This window comes from Rhodomicrobium vannielii ATCC 17100, assembly GCF_000166055.1.
GTDB lineage: Bacteria > Pseudomonadota > Alphaproteobacteria > Rhizobiales > Rhodomicrobiaceae > Rhodomicrobium > Rhodomicrobium vannielii.
The window spans coordinates 910,920-930,076 of the sequence record NC_014664.1 but is presented as its reverse complement, the minus strand read 5'-3'; the positions used below and the strand labels follow the sequence as shown (position 1 = coordinate 930,076).

General features: G+C 62.6%; 17 protein-coding genes. 12 read left to right on the top strand and 5 right to left on the bottom strand.

The window, feature by feature from the left end; translation table 11 throughout:
• Positions 1-2 precede the first annotated feature (2 nt).
• Complete coding sequence (locus RVAN_RS04175) at positions 3-1,253, top strand: glycosyltransferase family 4 protein (protein ID WP_013418515.1); 1,251 nt, start codon at positions 3-5, stop codon at positions 1,251-1,253.
• 4 nt (positions 1,254-1,257) lie between these two features.
• A complete protein-coding gene (locus RVAN_RS04170; RefSeq protein ID WP_013418514.1) occupies positions 1,258-2,307 on the top strand; it encodes a hypothetical protein in 1,050 nt (349 codons plus the stop codon).
• A gap of 28 nt (positions 2,308-2,335) precedes the next feature.
• Here the strand turns inward: RVAN_RS04170 and RVAN_RS04165 are convergent, their stop codons facing one another.
• The gene (locus RVAN_RS04165; protein WP_013418513.1) at positions 2,336-3,658 is read right to left on the bottom strand and encodes a DUF4910 domain-containing protein; all 1,323 of its coding nucleotides are present in this window, start codon (positions 3,656-3,658) and stop codon (positions 2,336-2,338) included.
• A gap of 2 nt (positions 3,659-3,660) precedes the next feature.
• Positions 3,661-4,701 (bottom strand): NAD-dependent epimerase/dehydratase family protein, encoded by a 1,041-nt coding sequence (locus RVAN_RS04160; protein ID WP_013418512.1) that lies wholly within the window; start codon positions 4,699-4,701, stop codon positions 3,661-3,663.
• Positions 4,702-4,898: 197 nt separating this feature from the next.
• On the opposite strand from RVAN_RS04160, the gene RVAN_RS04155 reads away from it, so the two are divergent.
• Positions 4,899-6,062 carry a glycosyl transferase gene (locus tag RVAN_RS04155; RefSeq protein ID WP_013418511.1) on the top strand — a complete coding sequence of 388 codons (1,164 nt, stop codon included), beginning with the start codon at positions 4,899-4,901 and terminating at the stop codon, positions 6,060-6,062.
• Positions 6,059-7,363 carry an O-antigen ligase family protein gene (locus RVAN_RS04150; RefSeq protein WP_013418510.1) on the top strand — a complete coding sequence of 435 codons (1,305 nt, stop codon included), beginning with the start codon at positions 6,059-6,061 and terminating at the stop codon, positions 7,361-7,363. Before RVAN_RS04155 ends, RVAN_RS04150 begins: the two co-directional genes overlap by 4 nt.
• Here the strand turns inward: RVAN_RS04150 and RVAN_RS04145 are convergent.
• The 3 genes from RVAN_RS04145 to RVAN_RS04135 are packed head-to-tail and all read right to left on the bottom strand — an operon-like array spanning position 7,360 to position 10,947.
• Positions 7,360-8,466 (bottom strand): endo-1,4-beta-xylanase, encoded by a 1,107-nt coding sequence (locus RVAN_RS04145; protein ID WP_013418509.1) that lies wholly within the window; start codon positions 8,464-8,466, stop codon positions 7,360-7,362. The genes RVAN_RS04150 and RVAN_RS04145 overlap by 4 nt on opposite strands.
• Complete coding sequence (locus tag RVAN_RS04140) at positions 8,463-9,764, bottom strand: lipopolysaccharide biosynthesis protein (RefSeq protein WP_041787270.1); 1,302 nt, start codon at positions 9,762-9,764, stop codon at positions 8,463-8,465. Before RVAN_RS04140 ends, RVAN_RS04145 begins: the two co-directional genes overlap by 4 nt.
• Positions 9,757-10,947 (bottom strand): GumC family protein, encoded by a 1,191-nt coding sequence (locus RVAN_RS04135; RefSeq protein WP_013418507.1) that lies wholly within the window; start codon positions 10,945-10,947, stop codon positions 9,757-9,759. Before RVAN_RS04135 ends, RVAN_RS04140 begins: the two co-directional genes overlap by 8 nt.
• A gap of 396 nt (positions 10,948-11,343) precedes the next feature.
• Here RVAN_RS04135 and RVAN_RS04130 point away from each other — a divergent pair, with 396 nt between their 5' ends.
• From RVAN_RS04130 to RVAN_RS04095, 8 genes are all read left to right on the top strand, one after another.
• Positions 11,344-12,693: a glutamate-1-semialdehyde 2,1-aminomutase gene (locus RVAN_RS04130; RefSeq protein ID WP_013418506.1), complete on the top strand. Its 1,350-nt coding sequence runs from the start codon at positions 11,344-11,346 to the stop codon at positions 12,691-12,693.
• Between the two features lie 123 nt (positions 12,694-12,816).
• Complete coding sequence (locus tag RVAN_RS04125; protein WP_013418505.1) at positions 12,817-13,194, top strand: ArsR/SmtB family transcription factor; 378 nt, start codon at positions 12,817-12,819, stop codon at positions 13,192-13,194.
• Between the two features lie 145 nt (positions 13,195-13,339).
• Positions 13,340-14,254, top strand: a complete 915-nt coding sequence (locus tag RVAN_RS04120) for an ABC transporter permease subunit (protein ID WP_013418504.1) — start codon at positions 13,340-13,342, stop codon at positions 14,252-14,254.
• Between the two features lie 3 nt (positions 14,255-14,257).
• Positions 14,258-15,856, top strand: coding sequence for a high-affinity branched-chain amino acid ABC transporter permease LivM (gene livM, locus RVAN_RS19490; protein WP_013418503.1), 1,599 nt, complete (start codon positions 14,258-14,260; stop codon positions 15,854-15,856).
• Positions 15,856-16,782 carry an ABC transporter ATP-binding protein gene (locus tag RVAN_RS04110; protein ID WP_013418502.1) on the top strand — a complete coding sequence of 309 codons (927 nt, stop codon included), beginning with the start codon at positions 15,856-15,858 and terminating at the stop codon, positions 16,780-16,782. The genes livM and RVAN_RS04110 overlap by 1 nt, the downstream gene beginning before the upstream one ends.
• On the top strand, positions 16,779-17,510 hold the full coding sequence (locus tag RVAN_RS04105; RefSeq protein WP_013418501.1) for an ABC transporter ATP-binding protein: 732 nt from the start codon (positions 16,779-16,781) through the stop codon (positions 17,508-17,510). The genes RVAN_RS04110 and RVAN_RS04105 overlap by 4 nt, the downstream gene beginning before the upstream one ends.
• A 42-nt stretch (positions 17,511-17,552) precedes the next feature.
• Positions 17,553-17,960: a DUF6867 family protein gene (locus tag RVAN_RS04100; protein WP_013418500.1), complete on the top strand. Its 408-nt coding sequence runs from the start codon at positions 17,553-17,555 to the stop codon at positions 17,958-17,960.
• Positions 17,961-18,011: 51 nt separating this feature from the next.
• Positions 18,012-19,112, top strand: a complete 1,101-nt coding sequence (locus RVAN_RS04095; RefSeq protein ID WP_013418499.1) for a branched-chain amino acid ABC transporter substrate-binding protein — start codon at positions 18,012-18,014, stop codon at positions 19,110-19,112.
• Positions 19,113-19,157: the final 45 nt, after the last annotated feature.

The following is a 19,157-nucleotide window of genomic DNA, read 5'->3' as shown; positions in this document are numbered from 1 at the left end:
CCATGGACGTGGAGACGAGCCCGGCTTCTTCGACCGCCGGTTGCGACACGAAAACTGAAACGGCGCCCGCGCCGCACCCTCGACGACGCTGCATTCTTCATGTGACGGGAGACTACCCGAACATCAACAAGCCGTTGAACACGCTCGCCGTAAAGAACTTCATCGACGCCAATCCAGAGGCGGATCATATCATCGTCACGCTGGACAGAACGTCCCTGCCATGGCGCGCGCGGGTCACGCCCGGCGGTGGCAATGGCGACAGTCGCATGATCTCCATCCGCTATTGGGGCCTGCCGTTCGGTGTTCAACTCGCCGCCTCAATGTATCTTGTCGCTCGGCAGACCCGGCGCATCCTGCAAACGAGGGGCGAGGATTTCGACGTCATCCATGCCCACAAGCTCACTTTCGAGGGGCTTGCCGGGTACTGGCTTTCCCTCTGGTTTGAAAAGCCACTCGTGTGTTCTCTGCGCGGCGAGGTTGAAAGCAAGGTTCTGGCAGTCAAGCCGCACTACCGATTTCTTTACAGACGCGTGGTGGAGCGAAGCTCGCGCCTCTATTATGTCTCGGCGTGGTACCGTCCCACGCTCCAGAAGGCGTTCCAACCGAGCCAGGCGAAACAGCGGCTGCTGCCCAATTTCGTGGATCTCGACGGCATCGAGCCGCATGCGGCGAGCCGTCCGAACGCCTTCGTTTCCGTGCTGTGCTTCGAAGTCTACAAGCGCAAGGGGTTGGACCGGCTCTTGCCCGCGTTCAAACGCGCGCTTGAGAGGGAACCCGGCATAACGCTCGATCTGGTCGGGCGGGGAAGTCCTGAACGGCTGGCTCACATTCAGAGCCTCATCGACAAAGCCGGGCTCGGCGAGAGCGTCCGTCTTGTCGGGCCACTCGAACACACCGAGCTTCTCCGACGCCTCGGCCAGTATTCCGGTTTCGTCCTGCCCAGCCGGAACGAGACATTCGGCATGTCCTTCATCGAGGCGCTGCTTGCTGGGGTGCCTATCGTTTACTCGAAGGGATGCGGCGTGGACGGTTTTGTTGACGGGATCGAGGCGGCGGTTCCGGTAGATCCGCGCTCGGTCGCGAGCATCAGCGACGGAATTGTGCGTCTGGCGGCGCATCAACGAGAATGCCGCGACTGGCTTCTCCGCAATCGCGACGAACTCATCGCTCGCTTCGGCACGAAGAACCATATTTCTTTGTATAACAAAGATGTGTTCTCCATATGCCATGAACCCCATTCCTCAAGTGGATAAGAAAATGATCAAGGCCGGTGAATATGTCGAAGTCAGAAGCAAGGCGGAAATATTAGCGTCTCTGGACAAGAACGCCACGATCGACGGCATGCCATTCATGCCACAGATGTTTGAATACTGTGGCAAACGCTTCACAGTTTACAAGAATGCGTATAAAACCTGCGATACCGTCAGCGGCAAATACATCGGCCTTCAAGTCGATGACGCGGTGCACCTGCCCATTCGCTGCGATGGGAAGGCGTTCGACGGGTGCCAGGCGGCCTGCCTGCTTTTCTGGCGGACGGCTTGGCTGAAGCCGGTGAATGAGGCGGGTGACGTTCCCATGTCGTCTCCCGCATCCGCATCCCGCGGCTGCACCGAAGCCGACGTACTCGCCGCAACTTCGCGCGACGTGGACGGCCGGAAGCTCTATCGCTGTCAGGCGACTAGCCTCCTCGAATTCACCCGGCCCATGGCGTGGTGGGATGTCCGGCAATATGCGAACGCCTACCGGTCCGGCAACTGGAGCATCGCGCAAATTCTGCGAGGGCTGACCTATCTCGGCTACACCTACGGCACGAGGGCGCATCGTCCCAAAATAGGTGCGCCCGCACGCTGGCTGTACAACAAGGCGCGCTTTGTGTGGGGCGGTATCCCCTTCCCTCGCCGTCCCGATCTGTTTCCGCAGAAGAAATCCGCAGCTTCGACGACCGTTTTGAACCTCAAGCCCGGCGAATTCGTGCGCGTGAAGCCCTTCGAGGAAATCCTCGCGACACTCGGCAAGGACGGCTCACACCGTGGCCTCATGTTCGATGCTGAACTCGTGCCCTATTGCGGCAAGGTCTTCCGGGTGATGACGCGCGTGGAACGCTTCGTCGATGAATCCTGCGGCGAGATGCGGACGCTGAAAACCCCCGCCGTGATCCTCGATGGCGTGGTGTGCCAGTCGAAATACAGCGGGCAGCGCATGTTCTGCCCGCGCGAGATCTTCAGCTGGTGGCGAGAGGCGTGGCTTGAACGCGTCGAGCCGATGGTGCTGGAGGAGCGCGACGGCGAGCACCGGGAAGCCGCTTGAGCTTCGCTGTCGAACTGGGCGGCGCCCTTCAGGCGACGGGCGCAATCAGCTTGTGCCTCTCCAGAAGCATCGCGGTGGCGAAGATCGTCGCGAACGGCATCTTCGCGCGTTCGGCGATATCGAGCAGCGAGTGCACTCCGTCCGAAAGGTTGAGCACCCAAAGCATCGCCAGGTTCTTGTCGGCCCCCTTCGGATCGCCGCCGAGGGCATCGTAAAGCCCGCGCCGACCAAGCTGCGGCTCGCCCTTCGGAAACAGATTGCGATAAACGCGGTCATTTTCGATCACGAAAAGCGCTTCGCGCACCAGCCCATAGCTCTCGGCGAGATGTCCTGGCGCTATGAAGTCCATCGCATCGGCGGAGGTGTGATACTCTGGGAAGCTCGCATAGCGGCTCCGCTGGAACAGCCCGACCGGGAGATCGAAGCCGGGCGAGCAGAACTGGCGCTCGTCATAGCCATAGGGGAAGAAGTCCACGATTTCCGGCGCGGCGCTGTTGAGCCTCAACACATGATCCATGGCGCGGTCGATGGCCGCATTGCCGCGACGGCTGCGCTTGTAATACGGCCCTCCGCCGTCGCCGACGCAGGACAGCACCAGCCCGTGGCGGATGCGCGAAACGGCCTCCCCGCTGCGAGCGAGCCATGTCAGCGCACCGATAGTCCCCGGCGCGAACAGGAAACGGTAGCTGTAGCGCCTTCTTTCGCCCGCAAGCTGGCTCGCGAGGAAAGTGAGCAGCGCCAGGCCGGAACAATTGTCGTTCGCCATGCCGGGGTGGCAAATATGCGCGGAAAGGAGCACCTCGTCCGACGTTTCACCCGCTAGATAGCATTCGCCGTAGGTAAGATGGCCGGGCGCGAGATCGGCATCGATGACGGCGCGATAAAGGCCGTCCGGCAGCGTCTCCAGTTGGCGATGCGCCATGCAGAAACCCCAGCGCGGCTCGTAATAGGATGTGCGGTAGGGGATGAGGTCCGGCTGATCGGGAAGCGTGAAGATGAGCCGCTTCAACTCGGCAAGCGGCATGACCTCGTCGACGGCGACGCTGTAGCTCATCACGTGCAGCGGGTTCGCGCGAAAATCGACGATCCGCTCACCGGCGGCATTTTCGATATAGGCCGCGCGAATGGTCCACTCGTTCGGAACCGTCCAGTCGCAGGCGGGCGAACCGGACTCCACCTCGACCACATCCAGCGGAATGTGACGGCCGAGGCGGCGCAAGGTCTCCCTTACGCCGTCTCCGGTGATGCTGCGGCAAAGCGGAAAGATTTCGGCGGCAATCGCGTGGATCGTTGCGCCGGCATCGGCCTCAGCGCCCGCTGCGTTCGCTGCCGGTTTCGATGCCTCGCCCACGCTCAGGCCGCCGCCCGTGGCACGTGTCTGAGATCGGATGCGAGGATGCCCGCCGCGAGCAGCGATTTGATGTGGCCGATGCGCTGATAGCGCGGTCCTTCGAAGTCTTCGAGCGTCAGCCCGGCCTCGCGATAGGACTTGTAGAGTTCCTCCGCGCCTTTCCGAGCGTCCCATTCCGCCTTGAAGCCAAGTTCGCGTTCAATCTTGCTGAAATTCACGCGGTAGGAGCGTGTGTCGGGGCCAGCATCGGCGGCATATTCGATCCGGCAGTCAGGCACGACCTCGGCGACCACCTCGGCCAGGTCGCGGATGCGGTAATTGTGCTCCGTGGTGCCAACGTTGAACGCCTGATTGAAGACCACATCGCGCGGCGCTTCGAGCGCGCGCAGGAAGGCCTGCGAAATGTCGCGGATGTGAACCACCGGCCGCCACGGCGTACCGTCCGACTTCATGTAGATGACGCCCTTCGTAACCGCCCAGGCCACGAGGTTGTTCAGCACGATGTCGAAACGCATGCGCGGCGAAACACCGTATGCCGTCGCCGGTCGGAGGAAGACGGGGCAAAAACCGTCGTCCGCGATGAGGCCGATGTCGCGCTCGGAGCGGACCTTGGATTGTCCGTAGGCCGTGACGGGATTGAGATCGCCTGTCTCGTCGATGAGGGCCTCACCCGCGCGGCCATAGTTGCTGCATGAAGACGCCATGATGAAGCGCTTCACGCCCGCCTTCTTCGCCAGCTCGGCGAGCCGGACGCTCGCCTTATGATTGATCGCATAGGTGATGTCGGGATTGAGGTCGCTCAGCGGATCGTTGGAAAGCGCGGCGAGGTGAATGACGGCATCGAAGCCTTCGAGGTCTTCCACCTGAACATCGCGGACATCTTTTCGCAATGTGGGGAAATCGCCGATGCGTCCGCCCGCCGCGTAGGTGCACCGCTCGTATAGATCGGCGTCGCAGCCGGTAACGCTGTGGCCCGCAGCAGCGAGCACGGGTGCCATGATGGTGCCGATGTAGCCCAAATGTCCGGTCAAGAATATTTTCATCTTACAAACTCCGTCTTCGTCCCGGTTTAGACAAAGCTACAGAGCATCGCAACGGCCTCAACCCGGCGCTGACCGATGTATTGGAGGCGTGGTTAATCGTCTAATTTTAGATATTTAACAGAAGTGGATAAACGATGTGATCCGCGCGAACTAGAATGCTAGGGTTCACGGAACATCCATTCGTTTATTGAGAACCCGTGCCACTCAATCCTGATTCTGCTTTCGAACTCGCTCCGCCGCCGCACCTTGTCAAACGGGATTGCGTCCGCGCGCTGCGCATCGTCGCCTGCCCGGGCCTCGCCGACCGCGCCGTCAATCCCTATACGTGGCTGATCCATGAGCCCATGACGAGCCAGGGCTGCTCCGTCTCGGAGTTTTCGTTCTACCGCGCGTGCGCTGACGATACGAACGTTCTTCACATCCATTGGCCCGAGTGCATCTTCTGGGGGCGCATCTCGCGCATTCATCCCGTTCTGTCGCGACTCTATGCGACGCGCATGTTGCAGCAGATGGACCGGGTGAGAGCGCGCGGCGGTATCGTCGTCTGGACGGCGCACAACATCGCGCCGCACGAGTCGCTTGGCGACAGCCGCGAACGCATCTGGCGGACCTACATGGCGGCCTTCTTGGCGAAGGTCGATCTTGTCATCAACCTGACCGCCGAAGCCGAGCGGCGTTGTCTCGACGCGTATCCCCAACTCGCGGGCGCCCGCAGGATCGTCATTCCGCACCCGCACTATCGCACTGCTTATCCCCCGCGCATCGACACAGCCCGCGCGCGCGACGCCCTCGGCTTGACGGCGACCGATTTCGTTCTCGCGGCAGTTGGGGCGATCCGGCCGGGCAAGGGCATCCTCGAACTGGCGCAAGCTTTCCTCCAGATCGCGCGGGACGACGAACGGCTCCTGATCGCGGGAGCATGCGATGATGCCGCCTATCTCGCGGCGCTCACCGGTCTCGCCAGCGGAAGCGCGGGGCGCGTGATCGTGCGCCCGCATCGCCTTTCCGACGACGAGGTGGCGGTGATTTATTCCGCTGCGGATCTCGGCGCGTTCAATTTCAAACAGATCCTGAACTCAGGCAGCGTGCTTCTTTCCCTGTCCTACGACGTGCCGGTGTTCGCGCCCCAACTCGGCTCGCTCAAGGCGCTCTCCGAAGAGCTTGGCCGCCGCTGGTTCGTGCCGTTGCCACAGCCGCTCACGGCGGAGGGCTTGCGCGAGACTCTGAACGTCGCGCGCGCGGAACGCCCCGGCCGGGGCGCGAACGCCCCGCTCGACACCTACGACCCAGAGAGCATTTCCGCCCGCACGCTAGCCGCGTACCGAGACTGTCTCCGTGTCGCCGAGGCTCGCAAGCCATGACGGAAGCGACCGCGCGCGCGCCGGTGCCCCTTGCGTGGCTGCCCGCATTCCTGTGGCTCGTCATCCTGCTTCGGGTCGCCGAGATGCTTCCGCCCGACCTCTCGCCGGTCGATTTCACGGATTTGCAGAAAGGTGCCTTCGCCGTTTCGACGGCGACCAGCGACATCGCCAATCAGCTCGTCTGGCTGTCGATCGCGGGTCTGGTGACGCTTGTCGTCCTGTTGCAAGGGCCGGAGCGGCTGCTTCGCCTCCTGCCGCCACTTTCGATCCTGCCGGTTTTCCTCGCGTTCTGCCTCATCTCGGCGGCATGGGCGACGCATCCCGACATCTCGTTTCGCCGCACTCTTTTGCTCATCATTGGCGTTTACTGTGCCGCAGGCGCCACCGCCTATTGCCGGTCGGAGGATGAAATTCTCCGCGTCGCCTATCTCGCCTTCGCGATCACGTTGGTTGCCAATCTCGCAAGCATGGCCTTCCCGTTCTCGTTCGATTATCGCGGCCTTTTTCGGGGGCTGTCCGGCGACAAGAACTTCCTCGGTGTAATCGCGACGACGGGGCTTTTCATCGGCGCGATGTGGCGGACGCGGCTTGCAGGATCGTTCTCGCGCGCCATGAACGCGGCTTATCTTGCGGCGTGGGTCGGGCTGCTCATCCTGTCGGGAAACAAGACCGCTGCCGCGCTCGTCGTCGCCGCGCCCGCCGCCGCCTGGCTGATCCTCCTTGCGACAAGGGAGACACGGCTCAAAATGCCCGTGATCCTTGCGCTCGGGGGCGCGCTTATTGCGTGTCTGCTCCTTATCGTGACCGTCGTGCTCGACATGACCGTGGCCGAAGCGCTCGGGACGATACTACCGGACGCTTCCTTCACCGGGAGGGACGAAATCTGGGCGTTTTCCGTCGAGCAATGGCAGGCGCATTGGCTTCTCGGCTTCGGCTACGGGTCGTTCTGGGGCGTAGGCTTCGATGCGCCGAACCTTCAGGCGAGCCCGTCCTTCATCCATCTGCTGACGCAGTCGCATAATGGATATCTCGACCTTGCGCTGACCGTCGGCGCGGCGGGGCTTACGCTCATGCTCGCCTTCCTGTGGCAAGTCCTCCTTGCTATCGACCGCCTACGGGTCAGCGACAAGGCTTTCTTCCTGTTCGCCGTTTCAACGCTGATCTTTCTGCTCGTGCACAACGTCACAGAATCGTCGCTCGCGCGCGGCCTCGCCATGCCGTGGATCATCACGGTTGCCCTTTGTTTCATGACGGCGCGGCGCCTTGCCTCGCGCGATCCCAAGGAACCGTCGGGCGGCTAGCCGCGAGGGCGCTCGGGCATTCGCCGCAATTCATCCGCCACCGCATCGAAAGCGAGTTTCGGCCGCATGTCGGCATCGTAAAGCAGCGGACGCGGGCGCCGCTGGCCCAACGGGTTCTCGTCCACCGACTGCGCGAAATACCAGCTTGCGCCGTCGCCGAGTTGCCAGAAGCTGAGGCTCCTCACCGCCGGATTTGCCAGCGCGGTGCGAAGGAAGCGCCGATATGTTGCGGCGACGGCCTGATCGCGCGCCGCGATGTCGTCGGGAAAGCTCGCGTCGTTGACATCGAGTTCGGTGATCTCGATGAAAAGCTTCCGCCGCGCGATCTCGTCTAGGAATGCGCCGAAACCGTGCGGATCGAAGGGCTTGTCGGGTTGGAGATGGCCTTGCAGGCCGATTCCGTCGAGCGGCACGCCGGTATCCTGGAGGCGGTCGATGATATAAAGGAGGCGTCTGCGATAGTTCCGGCCGAAGCGGTCGTCACGTTCGGTGTGCGTTTCGTTCAGGACGAGCTTTGCGGCGGGAGCGACGGCGCGGGCGGCGCGGAAGGCGAGCGCGATGTAGTCCGGCCCGAGGCGCTGGACGAACGGGCCGTCGCGCAGCATGTAATCCCCGAACGCGACGGTGCCGACCGGCTCGTTGATCACATCCCACACCTCGATGCGGCCCTCATAGCGCCCCATGGTGCGTTCGATGTGCTCCTCGATGGCCGAGCGCATCTCCGCTTCAGAGAGCGTCGCAAGCCAACCCGGCTGCCTGTCATTGTTCCAGATGAGCGCATGGCCGCGCATTTCCAGACCGCCGCGCCGGGCGAAATCGGCGATTGCATCGGCCCGTGCGAAGTCGAATGTCTCGCGCGTCGGCCTGATGGCGGTCATCTTCAGCTCGTTTTCGGGCGTGATCCGCGAAAGTTCGTGCCGGAAGAGGCTCTCGTCATCGGGATTGAGTTCGTTCGTCGAGAACGCGGAGCCGATCGCGAGCCTTTTATCCGCACCAAGCTGCCTCAAGTTCGGCTTTTGCTCCTCGGCGCCTGCACTATCGAGCGCGGTGCTCACGGCCCCGAGCGCGACAAGACGGAGGATTTCGCGGCGGGTTAACGTCATGGTGTGGCCGCATCCTTTTCGACAGGCGCGGGAATGGATGCGTCACGGGCGGTTTCCGACGGAACCGCCGCCGCAGAGCCGGTTTTCGGCAGGAGGCGCAGCACCACGGCGAAGAACGCCAGTTGGCCCGCGATCACGGCAAGAACCGATGCGCGGAAATCGCCGAGGACCACCACGACAGCTAGAACCAGCGCGCAGACGAGCGCGCCCAGCGCCGCGCCGAAGCTCAATGCCTTGAATCGCATGAGCGTCTGCACTTCGAGACTGAAAATGCCCGTCGCCATGATGACGCCCGCCGCGATCCCCCAAAGCACGACGATCCCGCCGAGGTCGGTATAGCGCCCTCGAAAGAGGCTTTCGCTGATGAAGGGCCAGCCGAGCGCCAGTGCCGCAGAGAAAGCGAGAAAGAGGCCGCCGAGCACCGCGAAGCTTGCGAGCGTGAAGGCGCGGGCGCGGTCAATATCTCCGTTGGCCAGATGGTCGGCGAGAACCGCGCGCGCGAGCTTGCCCCAGGCGTGCGTCACGAGTTGGATCGGGCGGAACAGCAAGGCGGCCGCCTGAATTAGCGCCACGCTTCCCGCACCGAACGCCGCCGCCACCACGAAAACGTAGCCTCGCTGCTGAAATTCCGACGTGATTACGCCCATCAGCGCCCAAAAGGAATGCTTGCGCCACACATCGCGATAGAAGGCTGCGGTCTTCCTGTCGCAGAGAATGCGATAGTGCTGGCGCTGAGTGACGGCCGCGAGCGCGGAAGCAATGAGCAGCCCCGCAGCTAAAATCGCGAACAGGATCGGCAGGCCTAGCGGCGGCCCGAACGCATAGGCGACACCGAGGAGAACGATACTTGTCGCGAGCGAAACACCGTCGAGGGCGAGCACGGCTCGTACGTTCATGTTGGAGAAATGATGGCTGCGGGTGTATTCGCGCAGAAGCGTTGCGCTGACATAGGCTGCGGCCGATGCGGCCAGCGCGAGGTGGCCGCCCGTGGCGAGGATTGCGGCGAACATCAGGATCATCGCGCCGAGCACGACCGCGACGTTCACCGTCCAGAACATCGAAAGAAGAGTGGCTTCGTCGTTGTCGCTCGTCGCCTTGGGGCGGAGGATTGTGAACTGGGCGTTTATCAGCGCGTTCTGCACTGACGTCAGCGCGAGCGCGCCCGCGAATACCATCGAATAGACGCCGAAAACCTCAGGATTGTCGCTCCAGATACGGATGAGCGCGAAGGCGAGCGCAAAGTTGAAGGCGCTGAGCGCGGCCTGATCGATGACGGAATAGAGGACTGCCTTACGCATTGCGTCCCGCAGGGGGGGCATGAGGGGTGCCGCCGTCGAGAGCGAGGCGAAGCGACCGCAGCGTGATCCCTCTGAAGCGCGCAACGAGCCTTGCCACCACGAGGAGCGTGCCCGCCACGAAACCGATGAACGCGCCCGCGAGAAGAAGCAGCGCTTTGGGCGGCCAGGACGGCCACGCAGGGGGAAGCGCCTCCTGCACCACGCGGGCATAGGCGGCGCTGCGGCTTTCCTGCGCTTCAATCTCGCGCTGCCGCTTCAGGAGCGAGGCATAGAGCTCTTTCGCGGCGGTCGCCTCGCGGTTCATTTCCTGAAGCTGGAGTTCCTTTTCCCGGCGGTTGACGACTTCGGCGCGCAGCGTTTCGAGGCCCCGCTCCATCAGGGAGACCTTCGTTCGCGCGATCGAATAGGCGTCCTGCGACTGGAGCGACATGGCGCTTTTCGACTGGTCGAGGTCGCGCTTCGCCTGCGCCTCGGCGAGCGCGGCTTTCGCGAGGCCGAGCTGGCCGATGTACTCCACGAGATTTCGCTCCTCGACGGTCTGCTCGCCCAGGCTGACCAGTCCGTTCACGGCCTTGTAGTCCTGAATTTGCTTTTCGAGCCGGATCACCTCCGGTTCGAGGGTCTTGATCCGGCCTTGCAGCCAGGCGTTGGCTTTTTGCGCGGCGTTCATGTCGGCGCTCGCAGCCTCATCGATATAGGCCTTCACGATGACGTTGGCGGCGTTGGCCGCCTCTGCGGCGTTGCGCGCCGCGAAGGTAACGTCGAGAACGTAGGTCAGCCCTTTTCGCGCGACCGAAAGATTGGCCAGAAAGGCGCGAATTTCCTTATCCGTGAAGGTTTGCCGTTTCATCTCGCCGGGAGCCGATTTCTCCGAGAGGTCGGCAAGCGCCCGGCGCGCCACGCTTCCCGATGTGAGAAGTTCAACCTGCGTGTCGATCGCGGAGGTGTCGAAGATGGCACTCTTGACCAGTTCCTCGCTCGAAAGGATGTTTTGTTGCCGTGTGTCGATGAGGACTTTCGCCGTCGCCTTGTAGACCGGGTTCGAGACCAAGATGAGAAGCACGGCGAGCACAACGCCTGTCCCCGCCGCAGCGAGGACGAGACGCACGTTAGCGAAAAGCGCGGCCAGAATTTTCCTGAAATTGATCTCGCGATCGTCGGACTGGGCGACAACGTCATGCATCGGACAACTCAAAAAGTAACGCGGCCTCTAGCAAAATCGTCCCCCGATCCGGCATTGAAGCCGCAGTCGAGTCTTGCCGCTACACAGCCATCTATCAATTTTCGCGTACAACTGGCCAAACCAGATGTATGCGCAGGTCCACTTGTAGGCACAATCACAAGCGACTGCAAGTCAACGGATATGCGATAAGGCATTTAACCAAATAAAATAAAACCATTTGCATATCACACTCACTCATTCCATTGCGTTCCAGTGACTATGCGCGGATCTCATCAACGGCATTCTTATAGTTAACCTCTGCAATGAAAGCGGTATCGTTAATATGTCCGCAGAATTTTAATTTATATTGATACACCAACTTTCTTTAGCACCAGATGCCAGCGGAAGAGGCAGGATATGACGGCTCAGTCTTTCTCCAGATCGAAGGCGCTCCAGACGAGAGCTCTGCAACTCATCCCCGCAGGATGCCACACCTACGCGAAGGGCCTCGATCAGTATCCTGTCCTTGCGCCCGGCTTCATCGCGCGTGGTCGCGGTGCTCATGTGTGGGACGTCGATGGCAATGAGTTCATCGAATATGGGATGGGCAATCGGGCCGTCACGCTCGGACATGCCTTTCCCGCCGTTGTGGAAGCGGTGCAGAAAGAGATCGCGAAGGGCTGCAACTTCACGCGGCCGAGCCCGATCGAGGTCGAGTGCGCCGAGCAGTTCCTGAGCCTCATCGGCGCGGACATGGTGAAGTTCTGCAAGGACGGCTCAGACGCCACCTCCGGCGCGATGAAGCTTGCGCGGGCCTACACCGGGCGCGATTACGTCGCCTGTTGCTCGGATCACCCGTTCTTTTCGGTGGATGACTGGTTCATGGGCACGACGCTGATGGGCGCGGGCGTGCCGCAGGCGACGAAAGACCTGACGCTGACGTTCCGCTATGACGACATCGACGGCGCGGCGGCGCTTTTCGACCGCTATCCCGGCAAGATCGCCGCTATCATCCTCGAACCGTCGCGCGGCGCCGATCCGAAGGACGACTTCCTCCATCGGCTGAAGGAACTCTGCCATCGCAATGGCGCGCTGTTCGTCCTCGATGAAATGATCACGGGATTCAGGTGGGCGAATGGCGGCGCGCAGGCGCATTACGACATTGAGCCCGACCTGAGCACTTTCGGCAAGGCGCTGGGCAACGGCTTTTCCGTGTCGGCGCTATGCGGCAAACACGAATTTATGCGGCTCGGCGGCTTTCACCACTACGACAAGCCGCGCGTCTTCCTGCTTTCCACGACCCACGGAGGGGAGACCGGGCCGCTCGCGGCAGCCATCGCCACCATCGAGACCTACAAGCAACAACCGGTCATCGAAACGCTGCACCGGCTTGGCGCTTCGCTCCGCGATGGCTTCGAACAGGCGATCCGCCGTCACGGGCTCGGCGATTATGTCTCCGTCGTTGGCCGCGATAGCTGCCTCGTCTTCGCCACGCTCGACCGGGACCGCAAACCCTCGCAAGGATACCGGTCGCTTTTCCTGCAAGAGATGGTTCGGGGCGGCATTATCTGTCCTTCGCTCGCCGTCTGCTACTCGCACACCGCAAACGATATCGCGCGGACGCTTGACGCAGTGGATACATCGCTTGCGGTCTACGCCCGCGCGCTCGATGACGGCTTTGAAAGGCACCTCCATGGGCGCCCTTCGCAAATCGTGCAGCGAAGCTTCAACGTGCCCGGCGCTTTCGACGAGGATTTGGGCGCCTGAATATGCCTCTCGTTTATTTGAACCGTTCTGGCAAACATCTGAAACCGGCGATGTTCGAAACCCCGTATCATCCAATGAGAAAGTTTCAGAACGGACAAAGTTAAGGATTTACGGGGCGCGGACATGGGAAAACTCGACAGGACAGGCGGACCGAAGACGGATGTCGCGGCGGGGCGCGGCCCGGTGCAGGCTGCCAACATGTTGCGCGCCCTGGCCAATCCGCACCGGCTTCAGATCCTGCGCCTTCTCGATCAGGCCCCGCATACGGTGATGGATCTTTGCGAGCGCCTGAGTTTGCGGCAAAGCCTTGCCTCGCAGCATCTCGCGCGGCTGCGCCTCGATGGCATCGTCGCGGCCGAACGGCAAGGCCATCACGTCCTTTACTCGCTCAGCAATGCGAGGGCGCGGGCAATCCTCGACATTCTCGACGTCGAGAGGCCCGCCTCGCCGGGTTCGACGCGGCGCGGAAGGGCGGCGGAGGCTCTCGATAGCCGCGCCTGACAAGCGGTTCGGTTCCATGCGGCACGAATCCTGCGTATTGGCCCCTGACCCACCGCCGGTAATTGTTGTCGCAGCCCCCCGGAATAGACTACATTGTGGGTTCGTGTCGGTTTACAAAACCGGCCGCACCTGAGCGGAACTCTCGATGGATTATTTCGCCCAACAATTAATCAACGGTCTGACGCTGGGCTCGATCTACGGGCTCATAGCGATCGGCTATACGATGGTGTATGGCATCGTCGGCATGATCAACTTCGCGCATGGCGAAGTGTTCATGATCGGCGCGTTCATTGCGCTCATCGCCGTCCTGTCGCTGTTCGCGCTCGGCGTTACGGCGGTGCCGCTCGCGCTGCTTCTGGCGCTCGTCATCGCCATGGCGCTAACCGGGCTTTGGGGCTGGGCCATAGAGCGCCTCGCCTATCGTCCCTTGCGCAACTCCTTCCGCCTCGCGCCGCTCATCACGGCCATCGGCATGTCGATCGCGCTTCAAACCTTCGTGGCGCTGACGCAGGGCGCGCGCTCGAAGCCGCTGCCGCCCGTCATCCGGGGTGGCTTCACCCTGTCCGAGGGCAATGGCTTCGCGGTAAGCCTGTCCTACATGCAGATCCTCATCATCGTGACGACGGTGGTGGTGATGGCGGCCTTCTCGTACCTCATCAACAGCACGTCGCTCGGGCGCGCGCAGCGCGCCTGCGAGCAGGACCGCAAGATGGCGGCGCTCTGCGGCGTGAACGTGGATCGCACGATCTCGCTCACCTTCGTGATCGGCGCGGCGCTCGCCGCCGTCGCGGGGCTGATGTTCCTCGCCTATTACGGCGTGATCGACTTCTTTGTGGGCTTCGTAGCGGGCATCAAGGCATTCACGGCCGCCGTGCTTGGCGGGATCGGTTCGCTGCCGGGCGCGATGCTGGGCGGCCTCCTCATCGGCCTCATCGAAGTGTTCTGGGCGGGCTACTTCACCGCACAATACAAGGATGTCGCTGCCTTCTCCATCCTCGCCATCGTGCTCATTTTCATGCCATCGGGCCTTCTCGGCCGCCCCGAAGTGGAGAAGGTCTAGGCGATGACGGACACGCTTCAGCCCGAAACGTCGCCCGTCACCCGAACTCTTCCCCGGGGCCACATCACCGCCGACGTCCTGAAAGACGCTGGCATCACGTTCGTCATCGCGCTGTTGCTGTTCGGCTCCATCGTGGGGCTGCGCACCGACACCGTGAACGGCGTGCTGGTTCTCATTCCGCAATTCGGCAAGGCGCTGGCGCTTGCCACCGCCGTCGCCGTGGGCCGCCTTCTGCTGGACGTCTTCATCTGGCGGCGCCTGACGGATGGGCGCACATTCGCTTCGTTGATCCCGTCGGCGCTGCCGGTTTTGAAGGTCGCGGGCGCGGTCGGCGTGACGTTCGGCCTGGCGCTCTACAGCATTCCGGGCTTCCGCGCCTCGCTGGTGGCGGGAGCGGGATCTGGCCACCCTGCCCTCGGCGCAATAACCGACCTCATCACCTTCGCATGCGAAAGCACTTTCCTTGTTATTGCGGCCATGAGCATCGTGCGGGCGGCGCGCCTCGTCATAGGGCAAACGCCGGATGAAGCGGTCGGGCATGGCATCCTCAGGCGCTTCACGGCCGATTTCGGGCGCGAATTTCCCATCGCGCTGCTTCTGATCGCGCTCGCGCTGCCGATGCTCACGGCGGGGCCATCGCAGCGCTACGCCATCGACACGGCGACGCAAATCCTGATTTACGTGATGCTCGGCTGGGGGCTGAATATCGTCGTCGGCCTCGCGGGGCTGCTCGACCTCGGCTATGTCGCGTTCTACGCGGTCGGCGCATACACCTACGCACTGATTTCGACGCAGTTCGGCTGGTCGTTCTGGGTCTGCCTGCCGCTCGCGGGATTTTTTGCGGCGCTGTGGGGCATCACGCTAGGCTTTCCTGTGCTGCGCCTGCGCGGAGACTACCTCGCCATCGTGACGATGGCCTTCGGCGAGATCGTTCGTATCGTGCTGTTGAACTGGCAGAGCCTGACGGGCGGACCGAACGGCATCAACAAGATTCCGAAGCTCACCTTCTTCGGCCTGCCCTTCGAGCGCACCGGCGACGGCACATTCGCGAGCGTGTTCGGGCTGAAGTTCGACCCGCTGCACCGCATGTTGTTCCTCTATTATGTCATCCTCGCGCTGGCGCTCCTCACCAACTTCATCACATTGCGTCTGCGCCGCCTTCCCATCGGTCGGGCCTGGGAAGCGCTGCGCGAGGACGAAATCGCCTGCCGGTCGGTCGGCATCAACACGGTGACGACCAAGCTCACCGCGTTCGCCATCGGCGCCATGTTCGGTGGCTTCGCGGGCTCGTTCTTCGCCGCGCGTCAGGGCTTCATAAGCCCCGAGTCCTTCACCTTCATGGAGTCGGCGCTTGTGCTCGCCATCGTTGTGCTGGGCGGCCTCGGCTCGCAACTCGGCGTCGTGATCGCGGCCGTGATCCTCATCGGTAGCGCCGAGCGCTTCCGCGACCTCGAAGATTTCCGCATGCTGATTTTCGGCCTTTCCATGGTGCTCGTCATGATCTGGCGACCGCGCGGGCTCATGTCCGGGCGCACGCCGTCGGCCTTCCTCAATGCGAGGAAAAACATATCGGGCAGCTTCGTCAAGGAAGGGCGCGGCTGATGGCAGACGGCGCAAGCGACGCAACTCGCGACGATCTCCTGCGCGTGGAGAATCTCACCATGCGCTTCGGCGGCCTTGTCGCCGTCGACAAGCTGTCCTTCACCGCCAGGCGTGGCGATATCACCGCCATCATCGGCCCGAACGGCGCTGGCAAGACCACCTTCTTCAACTGCGTCACCGGGTTCTACAAGCCGACCGAGGGGCGCATCGCACTCGCTCACGGTTCGGAAGCGGCGTTCGAAGCGCTTCCCGCAGCGACGTTCCGGGGCAAGCAGTGGACGAAGGCGAACGGCGCGGGCGCGGTCTTCCTCCTCGAACGCATGCCGGGCTTTGAAATCGCGCGGCTCGCCCGCGTTGCGCGCACCTTCCAGAACATCCGCCTGTTCGCGGGCATGACGCTGCTCGAAAACCTCCTTGTCGCCCAACACACGGTGTTGAACGCCGCTTCGGGTTACACCATCGGCGGGTTGCTCGGCCTTGCGAGTTTCAAGCGCGCCGAAGCCGCAGCCATCGACAAGGCGGCGTACTGGCTCCGCGAGATCGGTCTCGTCGATCGCGCCGACGACCCGGCGGGCGACCTCCCCTATGGCGCGCAACGGCGGCTCGAAATTGCTCGCGCCATGTGCACCGATCCCGTGCTCCTGTGCCTCGATGAGCCGGCCGCCGGCCTCAACCCGCGCGAAAGCCACGAGTTGAACGCGCTGCTTCTCAAGATTCGCGAGGAGCATGCGCTGTCCATCCTTCTCATCGAGCACGACATGGGCGTCGTCATGCAGATTTCCGACCGCATCGCCGTGCTCGACTACGGCAAGAAGATCGCCGAGGGCACGCCTGACGAAATCCGCGCCGATCCGCGCGTGATCGCTGCCTATCTCGGCGTGCCCGACGATGAAGTGGAAGGCGTTGGCGCGGAGGTGGAATCATGAAGCCGCTTCTCACCGTTCGCGGCGTCGAGACCTATTATGGCGCAATCCGCGCGCTGAAAGGCGTGGACATCGACGTGTTCGAGGGCGAGATCGTCACGATGATCGGCTCGAACGGCGCGGGCAAGACGACGCTCATGAACACCGTCTGCGGCGATCCACGCGCGCGCTCCGGCCGCATCGTGTTCGACGGCCGCGACATCACCGCCATGCCGACGCACGAGATCATGCGCCTGTCCATCGCGCAGTCGCCGGAGGGTCGCCGCATCTTCCCGCGCATGACGGTTTACGAAAACCTGCTCATGGGTGCGCTGCTCGGCCCCGGCGACGATGCCTCGATCAAGGAAGATCTCGCGACCGTCTTCGGCCTGTTTCCCGTGCTCGAACGCAGACAAGGCCAGCGCGGCGGCACGCTTTCCGGCGGCGAACAGCAGATGCTCGCGATTGGCCGCGCTCTCATGGGGCGACCGAAACTCCTCCTTCTGGATGAGCCGTCGCTCGGTCTCGCGCCGCTCATCGTGCGGCAAATCTTTTCGGTCATCCGCGACCTGAACCGCAGGCAGGGTCTTACCGTGTTCCTCGTCGAGCAGAACGCCTTCCACGCGCTGAAGCTCGCCCATCGCGGCTATGTGATGGTCAACGGCCAGATCACGATGTCGGGGCCCGCCGCCGAGCTTCTCGCGCGCGACGACATCAAGGCCGCCTATCTCGAAGGGGGCGTTCATGCTTGACGGATCGCCGGAATACCGCCTGCAAACTCCGGGGGCCGCTTCATGGGCGTGATCTGGGAAACATCGCCTTGGGCGTTCCTGTTCGTGACTGTGTTCGCGGGCGGCGGCGCGGCCTTCATGATCGGGCGGGCGGCGGCGCGCAGCTGGAACCCGTTCTGGCAGGCGTTCCTTCAGGTGATGCTGCTGTCGGCGGCGGTGCGCTTTCTGCATTGGGGACTGTTCGCGGGTGCGACGCTTGAAAGCTGGCGTCAGTCGCAAGGCTCGCTACTATCGCTGCATTACTATCTCGTCGATGCAGTTGTACTGCTCGTTTTCGCGGCAATCGGGTTTTCCCGGCAACGCACCGTGCAAATGCTTCGGCAATATGGATGGCTCGCTGTGGAAACGAGCCCGCTGACATGGCGACCGTTGCGCGACGCCAAGAGCCCGCCGCAATCCCGTCGTGACTGATCTTCCGCATCCGCAGTCGATAAGTAAAAAGCACTTGGAGAGGACGACATAATGCGAGCAATTCTGGCAGGTTTAACGCTTCTCGGTCTAGGAGCAGCCGCTCCGGCTTGGGCCGACGACATCTCGATCGCGATCGCCGGGCCGATGACCGGCAAGGAAGCGACCTTCGGCGCCCAGTTCAAGGCGGGCGGCGAGGCAGCCGTTGCCGACATCAACGCGAAGGGCGGCGTTCTCGGCAAGCAGCTCAAGCTCGAAATGGGCGACGACCAGTGCGACCCGAAGCAGGCGCGTGCGGTGGCGGAGCAACTCTCGTCCTCCGGCGTGGCGTTCGTAGCGGGCCACTTCTGTTCGAGTTCATCGATCCCCGCTTCGAGCGTCTATAATGAACAGGGCATCGTGCAGATCTCGCCCGGCTCAACCAACCCGAAGCTGACCGACGAGCGCCCAGGCGATTTCACCTATCGCATGTGCGGTCGTGACGACCAGCAGGGCGGCGTCGCGGGTGCCTATCTCGCAAAGGAATTCGCCGACAAGAAGATCGCGATCCTGCATGACAAGACGGCTTACGGACAGGGCCTCGCCGACGAAACCAAGAAGGCGCTGAACGCAGCCGGCAAGCAGGAAGTCTTCTACGAGGCAATCACGCCCGGCGAGAAGGACTACACCGCCGTGGTCACCAAGCTGAAGCAAAACGGCGTCGACGTCGTTTATCTCGGCGGCTACCACACCGAGGGGGGGCTGATCATCCGCCAGATGCGCGCGCAGGGCATGAAGACGATCCTCGTCGGCGGCGATGCGCTCGTCTCGACTGAACTCGGCTCGATCGCGGGCGACGACGTGGAAGGCACGATGATGACCTTCTCGCCCGATCCGCGCAAGAACCCGGCCGCCAAGGAAGTTGTGGAAGCGCTCGAAAAGAAGGGCATCAACCCGGAAGGCTATGTCGTCTACACTTATGCGGCGATCCAGACTTGGGCGCAGGCCGCCGAAAAGGCGGGCTCGATCGAAGGCGACAAGGTCGTGGTCGCGATGAAGGATCTTGAGTTCGACACCGCGCTCGGCAAGTTCAAGTTCGACGCGAAGGGCGACCCGAACCTTCCGTCCTATGTGTTCTACCGCTGGGGCAAGAAGAACTACGAGCAGATCCAGTAGCCTTGCAAGTCATTCCCGTGGCGGTCGAACCGGCCGCCGCGGCGC